This window comes from Phenylobacterium composti DSM 19425 (genome assembly GCF_059568645.1).
Window position 1 is genome coordinate 36,874 of record NZ_JCANTT010000005.1, and the last position, 15,706, is coordinate 52,579.

The 15,706-nt window shown below is 69.2% G+C and carries 15 protein-coding genes; 11 read left to right on the forward strand and 4 right to left on the reverse strand.

Annotated features, from left to right (window positions below; genetic code table 11):
* Positions 1-65: 65 nt before the first annotated feature.
* Together cysE and BO64_RS02455 are read right to left on the reverse strand one after the other, a co-directional pair.
* Positions 66-893 carry a serine O-acetyltransferase gene (cysE, locus tag BO64_RS02450; RefSeq protein WP_496401685.1) on the reverse strand — a complete coding sequence of 276 codons (828 nt, stop codon included), beginning with the start codon at positions 891-893 and terminating at the stop codon, positions 66-68.
* 30 nt (positions 894-923) lie between these two features.
* On the reverse strand, positions 924-1,538 hold the full coding sequence (locus BO64_RS02455) for an NUDIX domain-containing protein (protein ID WP_496401686.1): 615 nt from the start codon (positions 1,536-1,538) through the stop codon (positions 924-926).
* Between the two features lie 84 nt (positions 1,539-1,622).
* Between BO64_RS02455 and BO64_RS02460 the strand changes: the two genes are divergently transcribed.
* On the forward strand, positions 1,623-2,234 hold the full coding sequence (locus BO64_RS02460; RefSeq protein WP_496401687.1) for a nitroreductase family protein: 612 nt from the start codon (positions 1,623-1,625) through the stop codon (positions 2,232-2,234).
* 341 nt (positions 2,235-2,575) lie between these two features.
* Here BO64_RS02460 and queF read toward each other — a convergent pair whose 3' ends face one another.
* Positions 2,576-3,031 (reverse strand): preQ(1) synthase, encoded by a 456-nt coding sequence (gene queF, locus BO64_RS02465; protein ID WP_496401688.1) that lies wholly within the window; start codon positions 3,029-3,031, stop codon positions 2,576-2,578.
* A 66-nt stretch (positions 3,032-3,097) separates the two neighbouring features.
* Between queF and BO64_RS02470 the strand changes: the two genes are divergently transcribed.
* The 4 genes from BO64_RS02470 to BO64_RS02485 all read left to right on the forward strand — a co-directional run bounded on the left by BO64_RS02470 (position 3,098) and on the right by BO64_RS02485 (position 7,223).
* A complete protein-coding gene (locus BO64_RS02470) occupies positions 3,098-3,898 on the forward strand; it encodes an SDR family NAD(P)-dependent oxidoreductase (RefSeq protein ID WP_496401689.1) in 801 nt (266 codons plus the stop codon).
* Between the two features lie 183 nt (positions 3,899-4,081).
* A complete protein-coding gene (locus tag BO64_RS02475) occupies positions 4,082-4,780 on the forward strand; it encodes a TorF family putative porin (RefSeq protein ID WP_496401690.1) in 699 nt (232 codons plus the stop codon).
* Positions 4,781-4,990: 210 nt separating this feature from the next.
* Entirely contained in the window at positions 4,991-6,928 is a 1,938-nt protein-coding gene (locus tag BO64_RS02480; protein ID WP_496401691.1) for a polysaccharide biosynthesis protein, read from the forward strand.
* Between the two features lie 103 nt (positions 6,929-7,031).
* Positions 7,032-7,223, forward strand: a complete 192-nt coding sequence (locus BO64_RS02485) for a hypothetical protein (RefSeq protein WP_496401692.1) — start codon at positions 7,032-7,034, stop codon at positions 7,221-7,223.
* A gap of 57 nt (positions 7,224-7,280) precedes the next feature.
* On the opposite strand, the gene BO64_RS02490 is transcribed toward BO64_RS02485, so the two are convergent.
* Positions 7,281-9,128 (reverse strand): phosphoenolpyruvate carboxykinase (GTP), encoded by a 1,848-nt coding sequence (locus tag BO64_RS02490; RefSeq protein WP_496401693.1) that lies wholly within the window; start codon positions 9,126-9,128, stop codon positions 7,281-7,283.
* A gap of 211 nt (positions 9,129-9,339) precedes the next feature.
* Here BO64_RS02490 and BO64_RS02495 point away from each other — a divergent pair, with 211 nt between their 5' ends.
* From BO64_RS02495 to BO64_RS02520, 6 genes are all read left to right on the forward strand, one after another.
* On the forward strand, positions 9,340-9,894 hold the full coding sequence (locus BO64_RS02495) for a sigma-70 family RNA polymerase sigma factor (protein WP_496401694.1): 555 nt from the start codon (positions 9,340-9,342) through the stop codon (positions 9,892-9,894).
* Positions 9,895-9,991: 97 nt separating this feature from the next.
* The gene (locus BO64_RS02500; protein ID WP_496401695.1) at positions 9,992-10,975 is read left to right on the forward strand and encodes a FecR family protein; all 984 of its coding nucleotides are present in this window, start codon (positions 9,992-9,994) and stop codon (positions 10,973-10,975) included.
* A gap of 69 nt (positions 10,976-11,044) precedes the next feature.
* Positions 11,045-13,408 (forward strand): TonB-dependent receptor, encoded by a 2,364-nt coding sequence (locus BO64_RS02505; RefSeq protein ID WP_496401696.1) that lies wholly within the window; start codon positions 11,045-11,047, stop codon positions 13,406-13,408.
* Between the two features lie 89 nt (positions 13,409-13,497).
* The gene (locus tag BO64_RS02510) at positions 13,498-14,304 is read left to right on the forward strand and encodes a glycosyltransferase family protein (RefSeq protein WP_496401697.1); all 807 of its coding nucleotides are present in this window, start codon (positions 13,498-13,500) and stop codon (positions 14,302-14,304) included.
* 85 nt (positions 14,305-14,389) lie between these two features.
* Positions 14,390-15,400: an NAD-dependent epimerase gene (locus tag BO64_RS02515; protein WP_496401698.1), complete on the forward strand. Its 1,011-nt coding sequence runs from the start codon at positions 14,390-14,392 to the stop codon at positions 15,398-15,400.
* A gap of 78 nt (positions 15,401-15,478) precedes the next feature.
* On the forward strand, positions 15,479-15,706 hold a 228-nt coding region (locus tag BO64_RS02520), incomplete at its 3' end, for a transposase (RefSeq protein ID WP_496401699.1).

Here is a 15,706-nt window from a genome sequence, read left to right on the forward strand (position 1 = left end):
GCCCTGCTCCTTGAGGTACGGCAAATCGGCCGCGAACCTACCGGTTTGCAGGCCCCGCGTGAACCTCAGATCACGTAGTCGTACACAGCGTCTGCGAGGGTATGGTCCATCTTTCGGGCCGGCTCGTCGCAAGTCGGGCAGTTCACGAGCCGCGCCGGCACGCCGGCGGCGGTGCAGCCGGGCGGGACCGGCTTCAGCACCACCGAGCCCGAAGCGATCTTGGCGTAGTCGCCGATGGTGATGTTCCCCAGCACCTTAGCGCCGGCCCCCAACAGCACGCCCCGGCCCACCTTCGGGTGGCGGTCGCCCCGCTCGGCGCCGGTGCCGCCCAGGGTCACGCCCTGCAGCATCGAGACGTCATCGCCGATCACCGCGGTCTCGCCGATGACGATGCCGGTGCCATGGTCGATGAACACGGCCTTGCCGATGCGGGTCGCCGGGTTGATGTCCACCTGGAACAGCTCGCTCGAGCGGCTCTGCAGATAGAAGGCGAGCGTCTCGCGCCCCTCCTTCCACAACCAATGCGCCACCCTGTGCGTCTGCAGCGCCAGGAAGCCCTTGAAGAACAGGAACGGCTGGACATAGCCGCGGCACGCCGGGTCGCGCTCGAACACCGCCTTCAGGTCGGCCTCGGCGATCTCCACGATGCTGGGATCGCTCGCATAGGCTTCCTCGATGGTGTCCCGCAGGCTCATGGCCCGCAGCTCCTGGTCGCCAAGCTTGCGGGCGAGCTGGTAGCTCAGCGCATCGCCCAGGCTCTCGTGATTCAGGATCACCGCGGCCAGCAGGCTGGCCAGCGCCGACTCGGTCTTGGCGGCGGCATAGGCCTCGTTGCGTAGCGCGGCCCACACGGGCGGCGGCGTCGCGGGGTCCACCACCTCCAGACGGCTCATCGGTTCCTCCCGGCCCATCAGGCGTCTCCCTTAGCCTAGCATGGCGCGCGCGATGGCGGGCGCCAAAAGCCCCTCGCGGGCCATATGGTAAGCCCGCAGCAGCATCGCTACCGTGAGCATGTCCGGCATGTGACCGGCCAGGGCCGCCTCCAGCGCCTCTCGGAACGGGACGCGCGCGATCGCCAGGGCCTCGGTCTCGTCGGCCTCTTGAGCGGCCGCCGCCGGCGAGAGGCCTGTGGCGATATAGCCGATCGCCTTCTCGTCGGTGACTGAATTCGAAAGCTGCGCCCGCAGCACCTCGCGCCACTCCGCCGCCTGCAGGCCGGTTTCCTCGGCCAGCTCCCGCTTGGCGGCGGCCAGCGGATCCTCGTCCATGGGCGCGCCGCCCTCGGGGATTTCCCAGCTGTAGTCGGCGCACGGGAGCCGACTTTGGCCGACCAGCGTCACGGTCCCGTCGTCATGCAGCGGCAGGACAGCCATGGCCAGGTTCTTGAAACTGACCACGCCGTACTGGGCCGGTCGCCCGGTAGGCGCCGTCGCGGCGTACTCGGTGACGCGGATCCATGGATTGTCATAGACGGTCCGCCCCGAGCCGCGCGTCCAGGGCCTGCCATGCGTCTTCAGCCAGGCGGGTGTGCCGTTCATCTGTCGCTTCACCTTGCGGAACGCGCGCGGCCACCCATAAAGGGTAGGCCCCTTGTCGTTTCCTTAAACGCGAAGCCTGCCCCCGTGAGCCACGACCTTCCGCCCGAACCTGCGTTCGGGGCCGCCCTGCCCGTCGGGCCCACGCCCGGGGTGCTCCAGTTCCTGGCGCGCCGGCGCTCTACGGCGGCCATCACCCTCGCTGAGCCCGCCCCTTCGGAGGCCGAGCTCGCCGACCTGCTGCGGATCGCCGCTCGCGCGCCCGATCACGGCAAGCTCGCCCCCTGGCGCTTCATCCTGCTGGACGGCGCGGACAAGGCGGCCTTCGCCGACCGCCTGGCGGACCTCGCCCGCGAACGGGGCGACGCGACCCAGGTGGCCAAGCTCAGCAAGCTGCGCACCCCGCCGCTCGCCGTGGTGGTGGTCTCCCGCCTCGTTCCGTCGGCGATCCCCGAGTGGGAACAGATCCTCTCCGCCGGGGCGGTGTCCGCCAACCTGCTCAACGCCGTGCTGGCGATGGGCTATGGCGCCAACTGGATCACCGACTGGTACAGCTATGACCCCGCCGCGCTCGCGCTCCTGGGCCTCTCGGACGGCGAGCGGGTGGCCGCGTTCATGATGATCGGCACGCCGGGCGAGGCTCCGCTCGAACGCGAACGACCCGACGTTAACGCTTTGGTGAGCCGCTGGAAGGCTTGATCACCCCGCCTCGTCGCTGAAGGCTTCCGCAATGTCGGAGGCCAGACACACAGCGGCCGGACGGCGCGCCGCGCCGCCCGGCCTGAGGTGACACGCCCGAGGAGAGTTGGGCAAGTTCACCTATATGCCTCTAACGGGCTTTTGGGAAGCCCGAACGGGCTTTCGCCCGCCTCTGCGCGCTTTTTTCGCACCCCGGGAGAGTAGCCCCCGTGAAGCGGGCCGCCCCAAACATCTGAATTCGACGTTTCGGATTACACCGAACAACAAGACCTGGTCTTTGCGGGCAATTTATTTCCCGTGCCGCGCCGAAGTAGAATGGCGTTCGACCGCTGTCAGGTTGCTTAGCCACGACCCCGATACGTAGCCACGCCCTGATCGGGCAACCACAGACCTTCGGGCGCCGGTCCGGTTTGCCAGAACACGTCGATGGGAATCCCGCCGCGGGGGTACCAGTACCCGCCGATACGTAGCCATTGCGGGGCGAGTTCCTCGACCAGCCGGCGACCGATGGCCACCGTGCAGTCCTCATGGAAGGCGCCGTGATTGCGGAACGAGCCGAGGTAGAGCTTGAGGGACTTCGACTCCACCAGCCAGTCGGCCGGGACATAGTCGATGACCAGGTGAGCGAAATCCGGCTGGCCGGTCACCGGGCAGAGCGAGGTGAACTCGGGCGCCGTGAAGCGCACCAGGTAGGTCGCGTCCCTGTGGGGATTGGGCACGCGCTCCAGCACCGCCGCCTCGGGACTGTCGAAGCCCGGCACGTTGCGGCCAAGCTGGCTCAGATGGGTCTCTTCCATGCGCGCGCCTTTACCGGCTACTAGGGCCCCGAACAACAACGCCCGCGGGCGGACGAGGAGACGGACATGGCGGCTGGCGATTTCGAAGGGTTCGTGGTGGTGGTGACCGGCGCCTCGACCGGGCTGGGCCGCGCTGTCGCGGTCGAGACGGCCCGCCAAGGCGCCCAGGTGGTGATCGTCAACTACGCCCGCAGCCGTGACGAAGCCGAGGAGACCGCCCGGCAGGTGCGCGAGCACGGCGCCGAGGCTGTCCTTGTCCAGGGTGATGTCGCCTCGGACGACGACTGCCGCGCCATCGCCGCAGCGGCCGAGCCCTACGGCCGGATCGACGCCCTCTTCAACAACGCTGGCGTCACCCGTTTCGCCGCCCACCACGACCTCGACGCCGTCTCCGGCCAGGATTTCCTCGAGCTCTACGCCGTGAACGTCGTTGGGGCCTATCAGATGGTCCGCGCCTGCCGGCGGCTGCTGGAGGCCGGGCCGCGGCCCGGCGCGGTGGTCAACACCGCCTCCATCGCCGGCGTCACTGGGGTCGGCTCGTCGATCCCCTATGCGGCGTCCAAGGGCGCGCTGACCACCATGACGTTGTCCCTGGCCCGCGCCCTCGCGCCCAGGATTCGCGTGAACGCCGTCTGCCCGGGCTTCATCGACACGCCCTGGTTCGGCAAGGGCATGCCCGACGCCGCCGTCGCCAAGCTCCGCGCCAACGCCGAGGCCACCACCCCGCTCCGCGCCGCCTCCACGCCCGAGGACATCGCCGCCTCGACCGTGTTCCTGGCCTCCCCGGCCTCGCGTCACGTCACGGGCGAGACCCTTCTGGTCGACGCAGGGATGCACCTCGGCTTTGCGGCGACCGTGGCGCGATAGGCCGCCCTGAAGCGAATCTGCCTTATTTTTCGGCGCCGCATCAGTTCGGCGCACAAAGTTAGCCCAGTGCGTCCGCACCTGGGCTGTAGCCGTCCGTCTGCGTTGATCTACCGAACGTCGGTCCGACCATGACCTTCGCACGGTCGGACCGCAGTCGGATCGAGACATAAAAGGGGATAGATAATGAAGAAGCTCAAAGTGTCGCTGTTGGCCGCTGTCGGCTCGCTGGCCCTGGCCGGCGGCGCTCACGCCCAGGACGAAGGCTCGGTCTCGCTGTCGTTCAACATCGGCGCGGCCAGCGACTACGTCTTCCGCGGCGTCAGCCAGACGGACGAGGATCCGCAGGTGTTCGGCGGCGTCGACGCCGCCTTCGGGTCGATCGGCTACGCGGGCGTCTGGGCCTCCAACGTCGACTTCGGCGATTCCACCGACTTCGAGTTCGACCTCTACGCGGGCATCACGCCGACCGTCGGGGCCGTCTCCTTCGACATCGGCATCAACTACTTCGGCTACGCCGACCAGCCCTCGGGCGCAAACCTGGACTACTGGGAAGGCAAGATCGCCGCCTCGGTTCCGGCTGGCCCCGCCACCCTGGGCGCTGCGGTGTTCTACTCGCCCGAGTTCAGCGGCAAGACCGGCGAGGCCTGGTATTGGGAAGCCAACGCCAGCGTGCCGATCCCCGACAGCCGGTTCAGCGTCTCGGGCGCCATCGGCCACCAGACGATCGATAAGGCCGGCGACTACACCACCTGGAACCTGGGCGTCGGCTTCGAACTCACCGAGAACATCGGCATCGACGTGCGCTACTGGGACACCAGCAAGCACAAGTACGGCGACATCTATGACAGCCGGGTCGTGGCCGGCCTGAAGTTCTCCTTCTAGGCGCCGACTATCGGACTGCTGGAGCCGCCCCGGGAAACCCTCGGGGCGGCTTTTCATTTGCGATGGCAGGCGCCTCTTTTTAAGGTCGCCCGCTTGATCGGGCGTCGCGTCCGGTGCGTTTCGCCGCGCCGCGCTTTCGCCCAGTTTCCCTGGTCGGTCGCATTCCGACCCCTAGAGTTGGCGAAGCGGAAGGTTAGCGGAGTGCGACGCATGGAGCGTGTGGCTTTCCGGGCCCAGACCGTCGTCGCGGACACGGCCCTGGCCGCCTTGGCTTTCGCCCTGGCCTTTCTGATCGCCCGCAGTCAGGCAGGCCTCGGCCTCGACCAGGTCCCTGTCGCCGCCTTCATCCAATTTACGGCGCTCTACGGCGCCATCGCCGGCGCCTTCGCCGTGCTGTTCCGCCGCGAACTTTCGCCCTGGCGCTACGTCTCCATTCCCGACGCCCTGGTGCTGGCGCGCATCGCGCTCCTTACCGTCGGAGTTTTCCTGCTCGGCGTTTTCGTGCTGAATCGCGCCCAGGGCGTGCCGCGCTCGTCCCTGTTCATGGCGCCGCTGTTCCAGATGGTCTTCTCCATGGGCGTGCGCGTCGGCCGCCGCGCCCTGCACGAACGGGCGCTGGAGAGCTTCTCGCCGCTCAAAACGGTCACCGACCGCCTGGCCCAGGCACCGACCCTGCTGCTCATCGGGCCGCCGTCCCTGGCCGACACCTACCTGCGCGATGTGGCTCGTAGCCACGACCGCACCTATACGCCGGTGGGCATCGTCACCACCGAGAAGCGCGACGTGGGCCAGCAGGTCCGCGGCGTCTGCATCCTCGACACCCTCGATCGCCTCGACGAAGCCCTCGCCGAGCTGCGGCGCTGGAACCGCTACCCGCGGGCCATCCTGTTCCTTGAGGAGCCGGGCCGCCTGAAGGGCCTCACCGCCGACCAGCTCGGCCGCCTCAAGAACGACGGCATCCGCCTCCTGCGCCTGCCCTCCATCGTCGAGCTGCCGCAGCACGACAGCGTCACCCTGCTGCCGATGCGCGACATCAACATCGAGGAGTTGCTGGCCCGCGATCCCATCGAGCTGGATCGTGGCGCCATCGCCAAGCTGATCCGCGGCCGCCGCGTGCTGATCACCGGCGCCGGCGGCTCCATCGGCGCAGAGCTCTGCCGCCAGGTCGCCGCCTTCGACTGCGCCCATCTCACGCTCCTCGACATCGCCGAGACCGCCCTCTTCGAGATCGACCGGGAGATGCGCGAGACCTTCCCGCACATCCCGCGCCGCGCGGTTCTCTGTGACGTACGCCAGGCCGCCCGCCTGACCGCGGCATTCAAGGAAGAGAAGCCCGACCTCGTTTTCCACGCCGCGGCGCTGAAGCACGTGTCCATGGTCGAGCATCACCCCTGCGAAGGCGTGCTCACCAACGTCATCGGCACCTGGAACGTCACCGAGGCGGCCAAGGCCTGTGGCGCCGGCCAGATGGTGCTGATCTCCACGGACAAGGCCGTCGACCCGACCAATGTCATGGGCGCCACCAAGCGCATGGCCGAGGCGGTGATCCAAGCCCAGCAGTCCACCGGCAAAGGTACGCGGTTCTCGGCCGTGCGTTTTGGCAACGTCCTGGGCTCGGCCGGTTCGGTGGTGCCGATCTTCAAGTCACAGATCGAGCGCGGCGGTCCGGTGACCATCACACATCCCGACATGGAACGGTTCTTCATGACCATTCCGGAGGCGGCCCAGCTGGTCCTGCACGCCACAGCGACCTCCGCCGAGGGCGAGCGTCGGGACGCGCGCCTGTTCCTGCTGGAGATGGGTGAGCCGGTGAAGATCATGGACCTCGCCCGGCAGATGATCGCCCTGTCCGGCCGCACGCCCGGTCGCGACATCGACGTCGAGATCACCGGCCTGCGGCCCGGCGAGAAGCTCACCGAGGCCCTGCTCGACGAGACGGAGAGCTCGATTCCCTGCGCCCCCAAGGTGCTGGAGGTGATCACCAACTCGGCCCTGCGGGTGACGCCCGGGCACCTGGCCGAACTCGAGAGCCTGGCCGTCAAGGGCGATGTGGAAGGCGTCCGCGAGGCGCTCTTCCGACTGGTGGCCCAGGTGCGTGGCGAAAAGCCCGGCTCGGCCCCGAACCTGCGCGTCATCGCCGGCGGCTGAGACCGCCTGCCGCTGCGGCAAGCGGCCCGTTTCCCACCGCCGCCAGGCCTGCTAGAGCCGCGCCATGGGTTACGCCGCAGGTTTGATCGGTCTCGCCGCGCCAATGGCTTTGGTCGGAGGCATCGTCAGCTATACGGGTCGCGCTGAGCGCCGCCGCCGACGGGCCCCGCAGGAGGCCAAGGGCGGTCCGCCGATCGCCAGCCGCCCCCTCGCCAAGTCCGGCAATTTCGACGCCTGGCAGGCCCAGTTCGCCAACCAGGCGGCCGCCGAACAGCCCTCGCAGGACGGTCGCTAGCCAGGAAAAAGGCCGCGGACGCGCCCCGGCCTCTATCCGTCTGACGAGGTCCGGCGGCTACTCAGCCGCCGCGACCCGGGGCGTGGCCGCCTCCAGCCGCTTGACCAGGGCCTCGTATTCCTCCCACAGGCCCCTCGGCAGGTGGTCGCCGAACTTCTTGTAGAACTCCGGAATCAGCGCGGCCTCCTGCGCCCAGATCTGCGGATCCACCGTGAGCAGCAGATCCAGTTGGGCGTCGGTGAGCGACAGGCCCGAGAGGTCCAGGCTTTCCTTGGTCGGCACGCGGCCGATGGGCGTCTCCTTGGCCTCGGCCCGCCCTTCCAGCCGCTCTACGATCCACTTCAGCACACGGGAGTTGTCGCCGAAACCCGGCCACACGAACTTGCCGCGCTCGTCCTTGCGGAACCAGTTCACGAAGTAGATGCGGGGCAGCTTGGCCGGATCGGCCTTCTCGCCCATAGCCAGCCAGTGGCCGAAATAGTCGCCCATGTTGTAGCCGCAGAACGGCAGCATGGCGAACGGGTCGCGGCGCAGTTCGCCGATCTTGTTCTCGGCCGCGGCGGTGCCCTCGGAGGCCACGTTCGAGGCCATGAACACGCCGTGGCGCCAGTCACGGGCTTCGGTCACGAGCGGCACCGCGGAGGCCCGGCGGCCACCGAACAGGATGGCCGAGATCGGCACGCCGGCGGGATCTTCCCATTCCGCCGCCGCCACCGGGCATTGCGAGGCCGGCACGGTGAAGCGCGCGTTGGGGTGCGCCGCCGGCTCGTCGCTGTCGGGCGTCCAGGAGCGGCCCTTCCAGTCGGTGAGGTGCGCGGGCGGCTCGGGCGTCAGGCCTTCCCACCAGACGTCACCGTCGTCGGTCAGGGCCACATTGGTGAAGATGCAGTTGGAATGCAGGGTGTCGATGGCGTTCTTGTTGGTCTCGATGCCCGTGCCGGGCGCCACCCCGAAGAAGCCCGCCTCCGGATTGACGGCGTACAGCCGGCCGTCCTCGCCGAATCGCATCCAGCAGATGTCGTCCCCGATGGTTTCGGCCTTCCAGCCCGGCAGGGTCGGCTGCAGCATGGCCATGTTAGTCTTGCCGCAGGCGCTGGGGAACGCGGCGGCGATGTAGCGGACCTGGCCCTCGGGCGAAGTCAGCTTCAGAATCAGCATGTGCTCGGCGAACCAGCCCTCGTCGCGGGCCATCACCGAGGCGATCCGCAGGGCGAAGCACTTCTTGCCCAGCAGGGCGTTGCCGCCATAGCCCGAGCCGTACGACCAGATCTCCCGCGTCTCGGGGAAATGAACGATGTACTTGGTCTCGTTGCAGGGCCAGGGCACGTCCTTGGCGCCGTCCACGAGGGGCATGCCCACCGAGTGCACCGCTGGAACGAAGAAGCCGTCCTCGCCCAGCTGGTCCAGCGCCGCCTGCCCCATGCGGGTCATGATCCGCATCGAGACCGCCACATAGGCGGAATCGGTGATCTCGACGCCGATGGCGCTGATCTTGGACCCCAGCGGTCCCATGCAGAACGGCACCACATACATGGTCCGCCCGCGCATCACGCCGGTGAACAGCGCCTTCAGCTCGGCCCGCATCTTGGCCGGCTCAAGCCAGTTGTTGGTCGGGCCGGCCTCCTCGGGATCCTCGGAGCAGATGAACGTGCGGCTTTCCACCCGGGCCACGTCCCGCGGATCCGAAGCGGCGTAGAACGAGTTCGGGCGCTTGGCCGGATTTAGCGGCTTCAGCGTGCCGGACGCCACCAGCTCGGAGGTCAGGCGATCCCACTCGGCGTCCGACCCGTCGCACCACACCACCCGGTCAGGCTGGGTCAGGGCGGCGATCTCTCCCACCCATTCCACGAGCTTGGCGTGTTTCGTCGGCGCGGGCGTGAGCCCGGGGATGGCGGCTTGGCTCATTGACGAAGTCTCCCTGGCCCTACCAAATCGCGACCGGCCTAGGCCGGCGCTCCCTAAGTGTGCGCAACTCCTAGCGGCGGATTGCGTTTCTGCCTACCTCGCCCGCTGGTCCCTCACGCTGTGGCGGTTCACATCCCCTTGCACAGCCTCACCCTGGGTTAGTGATCCTTCCTGCGGAGGGCGCCGACGCTTGGTTGGCGACCTTCTCCAAATGGGGCATGTCTCCACCATGGCCGGTCGGGGCAATTCGGCTGCAGGCGACCCGCTCCTGGAAGCCTATCTGGAGCGCCGGCCGAATCTCGTCCGCTTCTTCGCCGCCCGCACGGGCTCGCCCGCGGCCGCCGAGGATCTGGCGCAGGAGCTCTACCTCAAGCTTGCGACACGGGATCCGGCGACGCCCGCCGACAACCCCGCCGCCGTCCTCTACCGCGCGGCCCTCAACCTGATTCTTGACCGCGCCCGCGCCGAGACCCGCTCGGCGGCCCGGGAGAGCGCCTGGCGCGAGAGCACGCATATCCGCCTCGGCGGCGAGGACGTCGCCGACCTGCCGCCCGCCGACGAAGCCGTCGCCTCCCGCCAGCGCCTGGCCCAACTGGTCGAAGCGGTGAGCGCCCTGCCCCCGCAGATGCAGCGGGCCTTCCGCCTGCACAAGTTGGACGGCCTGTCTCATGCGCAGACGGCCCAGGCGATGGGCATCTCGGTGAAGTCTGTCGAGAAGCACATCAGCGCGGCCCTGAAGGCGCTCGTGGCGAAGGTGGGATCATGATCTACCAGCGATTGTGCGATCAGACTGGGGGGCGGCCCGGGAGGGCGCCGTCTAACCTTGCAGGGGGCGGCCAGGCAGGGCGGCAGTGGGAAGGACGATGAGCGACCGGCGGCGACAAGCCGAGGAGGAAGCCCGACGCGAGGCGGCCGCCGATTGGGTCGTGCGCCTGCAGGGCGAGGCCATCTCCGAGGCCGACGCGCTGGCCTTTGACGCCTGGCTTTCCGCGTCCCCGGCCAACGCCCGCGCCTATGACGCGGCTCTCGCGGTCTGGACCGAATACGCCGCCGCCGCCCGTCCTGTGCGCGAGGCCCTGGAGAACCGCCGAGCCAGGCCGCCCAGCCGTCGGCAGGTCTGGTACGCGGCCGGCGCAGTCGCCGCGGCGGCCGCAGGCGCCCTGGTCCTGCTTCCACAGCTGCGCGGCCCCGAGACCCAGGTCTACGCCACCCGGGTCGGCGAACATCGGACCATCGCCCTGGCCGATGGCTCCAGCCTGACGATGAACGCCGCCACCCGCCTTTCGGTGACCTTGCGCCGCGACCGCCGCGACGTGGTGCTGGAAGAGGGCGAGGCCATCTTTGATGTCGCCCATGACGCCCGCCGCCCCTTCCAGGTGAAAGCCGGCGACCGGACCGTGTGCGTGGTGGGCACCCGGTTCGACGTGCGACGCCGCGATGGCGCGCTCTCCGTTACGGTGGCCCATGGCGCCGTCGAGGTCCGACCGGCCGAGGGCGCCTCCGGCCGGGCCTGGCGACTGCGTCCCAACCAGCGTCTCGACCATCGGCAAGGCGGCTCCGAAGCCACCCTGGCTCAGGTCGACGCCCAGGAGGTGCTCGGCTGGCGGGCCGGCCGGCTGGTCTATCGGGACCAGCCCCTCAGCGAGGTCGTCGCCGACCTGAACAGCCAGTTCCCGAGGCCTATCCGCATCGCCGACCCTGACCTGGCCGCGACGCCCATCTCGGGCGTGTTCGTCCTGGACGACCAGGAAGCGGTCATCCGCCGTCTGGCCTTGCTGGTTCCCATAAGCGCGGTACGTTCCGACGCGGGCCTGATCCTGCGGCGCGAGGGCGCGCCGCCTCAGTGATCCGGCCGCAGCCGGGGTTCTGGGGCGATCACACGGGGCGTTCCTCTGCGGGCCATTCTGGCCGGCGGCATGATCGCGTGGTTCGCGACCGCCGCTGAGGCCGCCGACGCGCGCCTGCGCGTCTCCATTCCCTCCAAGCCCTATGCCGACGCCCTGATCGACCTTGGCGTCCAGGCCGACATCTCGATTGTCGGAACCTCGGCCTGCGGCCGCGCCGGCTGGGTGGGATTGCGCGGCCGCTACACCCTCGACGAAGCCCTGACCCGGCTTCTCGCCGATGCGCCTTGCCAGTACCGGATCATCGACGCCCGCACCGTTCGCATCGCCCCCCGCCCGCCGCCGACAGCCCCGGTGACGGTCCGTGAGCCCGCGAACCAGCCGATGCTAGTGTCCGAACTGGTCGTCACCGCCGCCAAGCGTCCGGCCAGCCTCGACCTCCTGCCCGCCGGCGTCTCCGCTATCTCGCGCGAGCAGATCAGCCTCACCGGCGCCGCCGACGTCGGCCAGACCGTGGGCCAGGTCGCCGGGGTTCTGACCACCAATCTCGGCCCCGGCCGCGACAAGCTGCTGATCCGGGGGCTTTCCGACGGCGCCTTCACCGGCCGCGCCCGGTCCACCGTCAGCACCTACCTCGACGAGGCGCCCCTCAACTACAACGCCCCCGATCCGGACCTGCGGCTGGTGGACATCGAGCGGGTGGAGGTGGTCCGCGGACCACAGGGCGCGCTCTACGGCTCGGGCGCGCTATCGGGCATCTACCGGATCATCACCCGCCGCCCCGATCCTGAGAGCCTGAGCGGCGGCCTGGGCGGGACCCTGGCCCTCACCGAGGACGGCGAGCCCAGCCGCGAGATCGAGGGTTACCTCAACCTGCCCCTTGCCCAGGGCCTCGCCGCCCTGCGTGTCGCCGCTTACCACGACTACAGGGGCGGCTATCTCGACGACACACGCACGGGCGACAAGGACGTCGACCGCACGGTCCGCAACGGCGGGCGCATCGCTCTGCGCCTGAATCTTGGCGACGACTGGGAGCTGCATGCGCGCGCCGCCACCCAGCACCTGCGCACCCGGGACGCCCAGTACGTCATCGCAGCCATGGGGATCCAGCGGGTCGCCCCATTCCGCGAAGGGCACGACAACGACTTCTCCCATGCCGCCCTGACCGTCGTCGGCCGGGCCGGATCGATGGAGGTGACCTCCTCCACCGCCTATGTCCACCACACCTTCACCAGCGAGTACGACGCCACAGCCGTGGGCCCCAGCCTGTTCGCCCGGCCGGCCAGCGATCTCGGCGTCTATGTGGAGAACACCCGGGTCAACATGCTGGTGGAGGACCTGCTGGTCCGCTCGAGCTCCGGCGGCCGGTTCAACTGGCTGGCCGGCGCCTTCGCCTCCCTGACTCTGGAGCGCTCGCCCTCCCGGGCCGACTTCATCTCGGCGAGCGGCGCCAGCGCCCTGGCCTACAGCGAGTATCGCAAGGACCGGCTGGAGGAGATCGCCCTCTACGGCGAAGGCGACTACGAATTTGCGCCCGGCTGGACCGCCAGCCTGGGCGGGCGGCTGTTCCACAGCCGCGTGCGCACCTCCGCCGACATCCGGATCGCCCCGGGGGTGCTGCTGGCGGCCTCACGGACGGTGACCTATGCGCGATCCTTCGAGGGCTTCTCCCCCAAGATCTCGATCCAGCGACGGATGGCGAACGGCAGCCAGTTCTACGCGCTGATGTCGGAGGGCTACCGGCCCGGCGGCTTCAACACCGCAGGCCTCCAGTGGCTACGCGCCGAGCGCACCTTCTTCCAGGCCGACCGGCTGCGCAACTATGAGATCGGCGCCAAGCTGCGGCTGTTCGAGGGGCGGATGGCGCTCCGCTCGGCCGCCTATTACGACGAATGGCGAGATATCCAGACGGACCAGTATCGCCCCACCGGCCTGTCCTACACCACCAACGTCGGAGACGGGGGCATCATGGGGCTTGAAGCCGAGGTCGGCTACGACTGGGACTTCGGGCTCTCGCTGCAGGCCAACGCCCTCATCTCCCGCTCCCGCCTGACCAACAAGAACCCCAGCTTCACCGGCCCGGTGGTCGATGAGCTACCCGGCGTGCCCCGCACCTCGGGCGGCGTCCTGGCGGTTTATCAGCGGCCCCTCCCAGGCGACCTCGTCCTGCGGCTGGGCGGCGAAGCGAGCTATGTCGGGCGCTCGGGCATTTCGTTCGACACGGCCGTCGCCGGCCGCATGGGCCACTACGTCCGCGCCCGGGTGTCCGCCGAGCTGGCCGCCGACGCCTGGAGCGCGGCGCTCTTCATCAGCAACCCCTTCGATGACGACAGCGACACCTTCGCCTACGGCAATCCCTTCACCTTCCGCAGCCTGCGCCAGGTGACCCCCCAGCGCCCGCGAACGATCGGCCTCCGGCTCGCCGCCAACTTCTAGACAAAATTCAGCGCGTCGCAGCGGGGGGCGCGCGTCCACGGCGGCGTCATATCGACGAAGGGGACTTCACGTTCGTGGAGGCGGGGGAAGTGGTCAGCCTATCGGCCCTGGTATGCGTGCATGACGGCGAGGCCGAGCTGGCCGCCTGCCTGCGCAGCCTGTCGTTCTGCGACGAGGTGGTAGTGGTCATCGACCGTGGCGCCGAACGCGCCCGCGAGGCCGCCCGCCGGGCCGGCGCCCGGGTGATCGACGGCATCTTCCCGCTGCCGAGCCAGGCCCGAACCGCCGGCGCCGCCGCCTGTTCCGGCGACTGGATTCTCGAGGTCGAGCCGGACGAGCACATCGATCGCGCCCTCGCCTGGGAGATCCGCGCCGTCCTGCAGATGCGCCCGCAGGGCGACTGGTTCGAACTGCCCATCGACAACTATGTGGGCGACACCCTCGTCCGCCACGGCTGGACCGGCGCGCTCGGCGCGGATCGGGCGGTTCGGCTCAGCCGACGCGAGGTGAAGTCCTGGACGCCTGGGCGCCGGGCCGTCGCCAGGCTGGCCGGCGAGAGCGCCGGCGCGTTGACCGGGGCGGTCCGCCGGATCGCAGGACAGGACCTGGGACGTCTGCTTCAGCGCCTGGACCGCGAAACCGGCCTCCTCGCCGAGGACCTGGCCGAGGCCGGCCAGCCCGGCAGCTTCATGGGCGCGCTTCTGGCCGGCCTGGGAGCGACAATGGGCAGCTACGTCCTCCGCCAGGGCTGGCGCGAAGGCCGCATGGGCGTTGTCGTCGCCCTCCTCTCCGGCCTGCATCCGGTGCTGGTCCAGATCCGCGCCGCCGAGCTCGCCGCAGGGCGCGTTGAGGCCGCGGCAAGCGCCGCGCCACTGCAACGCGCCGCCGCCGGCTGAGGCCCTCCACCGTCGACTTCGCCGCCGGCCGGGGCTAGGCAGGGCGCTTGCGCGGCCAGCGCGTGAGCGACGGGAGTTTTCGACCTTGGCTATCCTGGTGACCGGCTCGGCCGGCTTCATCGGCTTCCACCTGAGCCGGCGGCTGCTGGAACGCGGCGAGGCGGTGGTGGGCGTCGACAGCCTGAACGCCTACTACGACCCGCGCCTGAAGGCCGCCCGCCTGGCCATCCTCGGAGGCCATTCAGGCTATCGCCACGCCAAGCTCGACCTCGCGGACCGCGACGGCATGGCCGCCCTGTTCGCCGAGACCCGCCCCACGGCCGTGGTCAACCTCGCCGCCCAGGCGGGCGTTCGCTATAGCCTCGAAAAGCCTGAGGCCTATGTGGATTCCAACGTCGTGGGCTTCCTCAACGTGCTGGAAGGCTGCCGGGCCGTGCAGCCGGCGCACCTGCTCTACGCCTCCACCAGCTCGGTCTACGGCGCCAACGGCAAGCTGCCGTTCAACGTCCATGACCACGCCGTCCACCCGATCACCCTCTATGCGGCCACCAAGCTGGCCAATGAGGCGATGGCGCACGCCTACGCGCACCTGTTCGGCATCCCCTCCACCGGCTTCCGCTTCTTCACGGTCTATGGCCCGTGGGGACGACCCGACATGGCGCTGTTCAAATTCACCGACGCCATCCTCAACGACCGCCCGATCGACGTGTACGGCGAGGGCCGGATGCAGCGTGACTTCACCTATGTAGACGACATCGTCGATGGTCTCGTGGCGGCCCTCGACCGGCCGCCCGCACCCAATCCGAACTGGGATCCGCAGGCCCCCGACCCAGCCACCAGCGGCGTCGCGCCCTGGCGCATCCTTAACCTCGGCGCCAGCCGCCGGGTCGAGCTGATGCGCTACATAGAGGTGCTGGAGGAGAAGCTGGGCCGCAAGGCGCAGCTCAATCTCATGCCCATGCAGGCCGGCGATGTGGCCCGCACGGAGGCGGATACAGAGGAAACCCGCAAGGTCCTCGACTACCAGCCCTCCACCTCCATCGAGGAAGGCGTCGGCCGGTTCGTCGACTGGTACCGGGAGTATTTCGGCGTCTAGCGCCCGCTAGGTTCTGAACTCATAAAGCTTGCTGGCTGGGGCGACGCTTGATTCAAGGCTTCCGAAAGGAGCCTTGAAATGGCGCGCTACGATCTGAGCGAGACGGAGTGGCGGCTGATCGATCCGCTTTTGCCGAACAAGCCGCGCGGGGTGGCCCGGGTGGACGATCGGCGGGTGATCAACGGGATCTTCTATGTGTTGCGGACGGGCTCGCCGTGGCGCGACCTGCCGAGCCGGTACGGGCCGCACACCACGGTCTACAACCGCTACAACAGGTGGGCGAAGGCTGGCGTCTGGCTGAGGATC

Bases quoted from the DNA above. Each gene is read 5' to 3' on its own strand.
- BO64_RS02500 (WP_496401695.1), top strand. From the start codon at position 9,992: ATGAGCGACCGGCGGCGACAAGCCGAGGAGGAAGCCCGACGCGAGGCG.
- cysE (WP_496401685.1), bottom strand. From the start codon at position 893: ATGAGCCGTCTGGAGGTGGTGGACCCCGCGACGCCGCCGCCCGTGTGG.
- BO64_RS02495 (WP_496401694.1), top strand. From the start codon at position 9,340: ATGGGGCATGTCTCCACCATGGCCGGTCGGGGCAATTCGGCTGCAGGC.
- BO64_RS02490 (WP_496401693.1), bottom strand. From the start codon at position 9,128: ATGAGCCAAGCCGCCATCCCCGGGCTCACGCCCGCGCCGACGAAACAC.
- BO64_RS02455 (WP_496401686.1), bottom strand. From the start codon at position 1,538: ATGAACGGCACACCCGCCTGGCTGAAGACGCATGGCAGGCCCTGGACG.
- BO64_RS02485 (WP_496401692.1), top strand. From the start codon at position 7,032: ATGGCTTTGGTCGGAGGCATCGTCAGCTATACGGGTCGCGCTGAGCGC.
- BO64_RS02470 (WP_496401689.1), top strand. From the start codon at position 3,098: ATGGCGGCTGGCGATTTCGAAGGGTTCGTGGTGGTGGTGACCGGCGCC.
- BO64_RS02480 (WP_496401691.1), top strand. From the start codon at position 4,991: ATGGAGCGTGTGGCTTTCCGGGCCCAGACCGTCGTCGCGGACACGGCC.
- queF (WP_496401688.1), bottom strand. From the start codon at position 3,031: ATGGAAGAGACCCATCTGAGCCAGCTTGGCCGCAACGTGCCGGGCTTC.
- BO64_RS02505 (WP_496401696.1), top strand. From the start codon at position 11,045: ATGATCGCGTGGTTCGCGACCGCCGCTGAGGCCGCCGACGCGCGCCTG.
- BO64_RS02475 (WP_496401690.1), top strand. From the start codon at position 4,082: ATGAAGAAGCTCAAAGTGTCGCTGTTGGCCGCTGTCGGCTCGCTGGCC.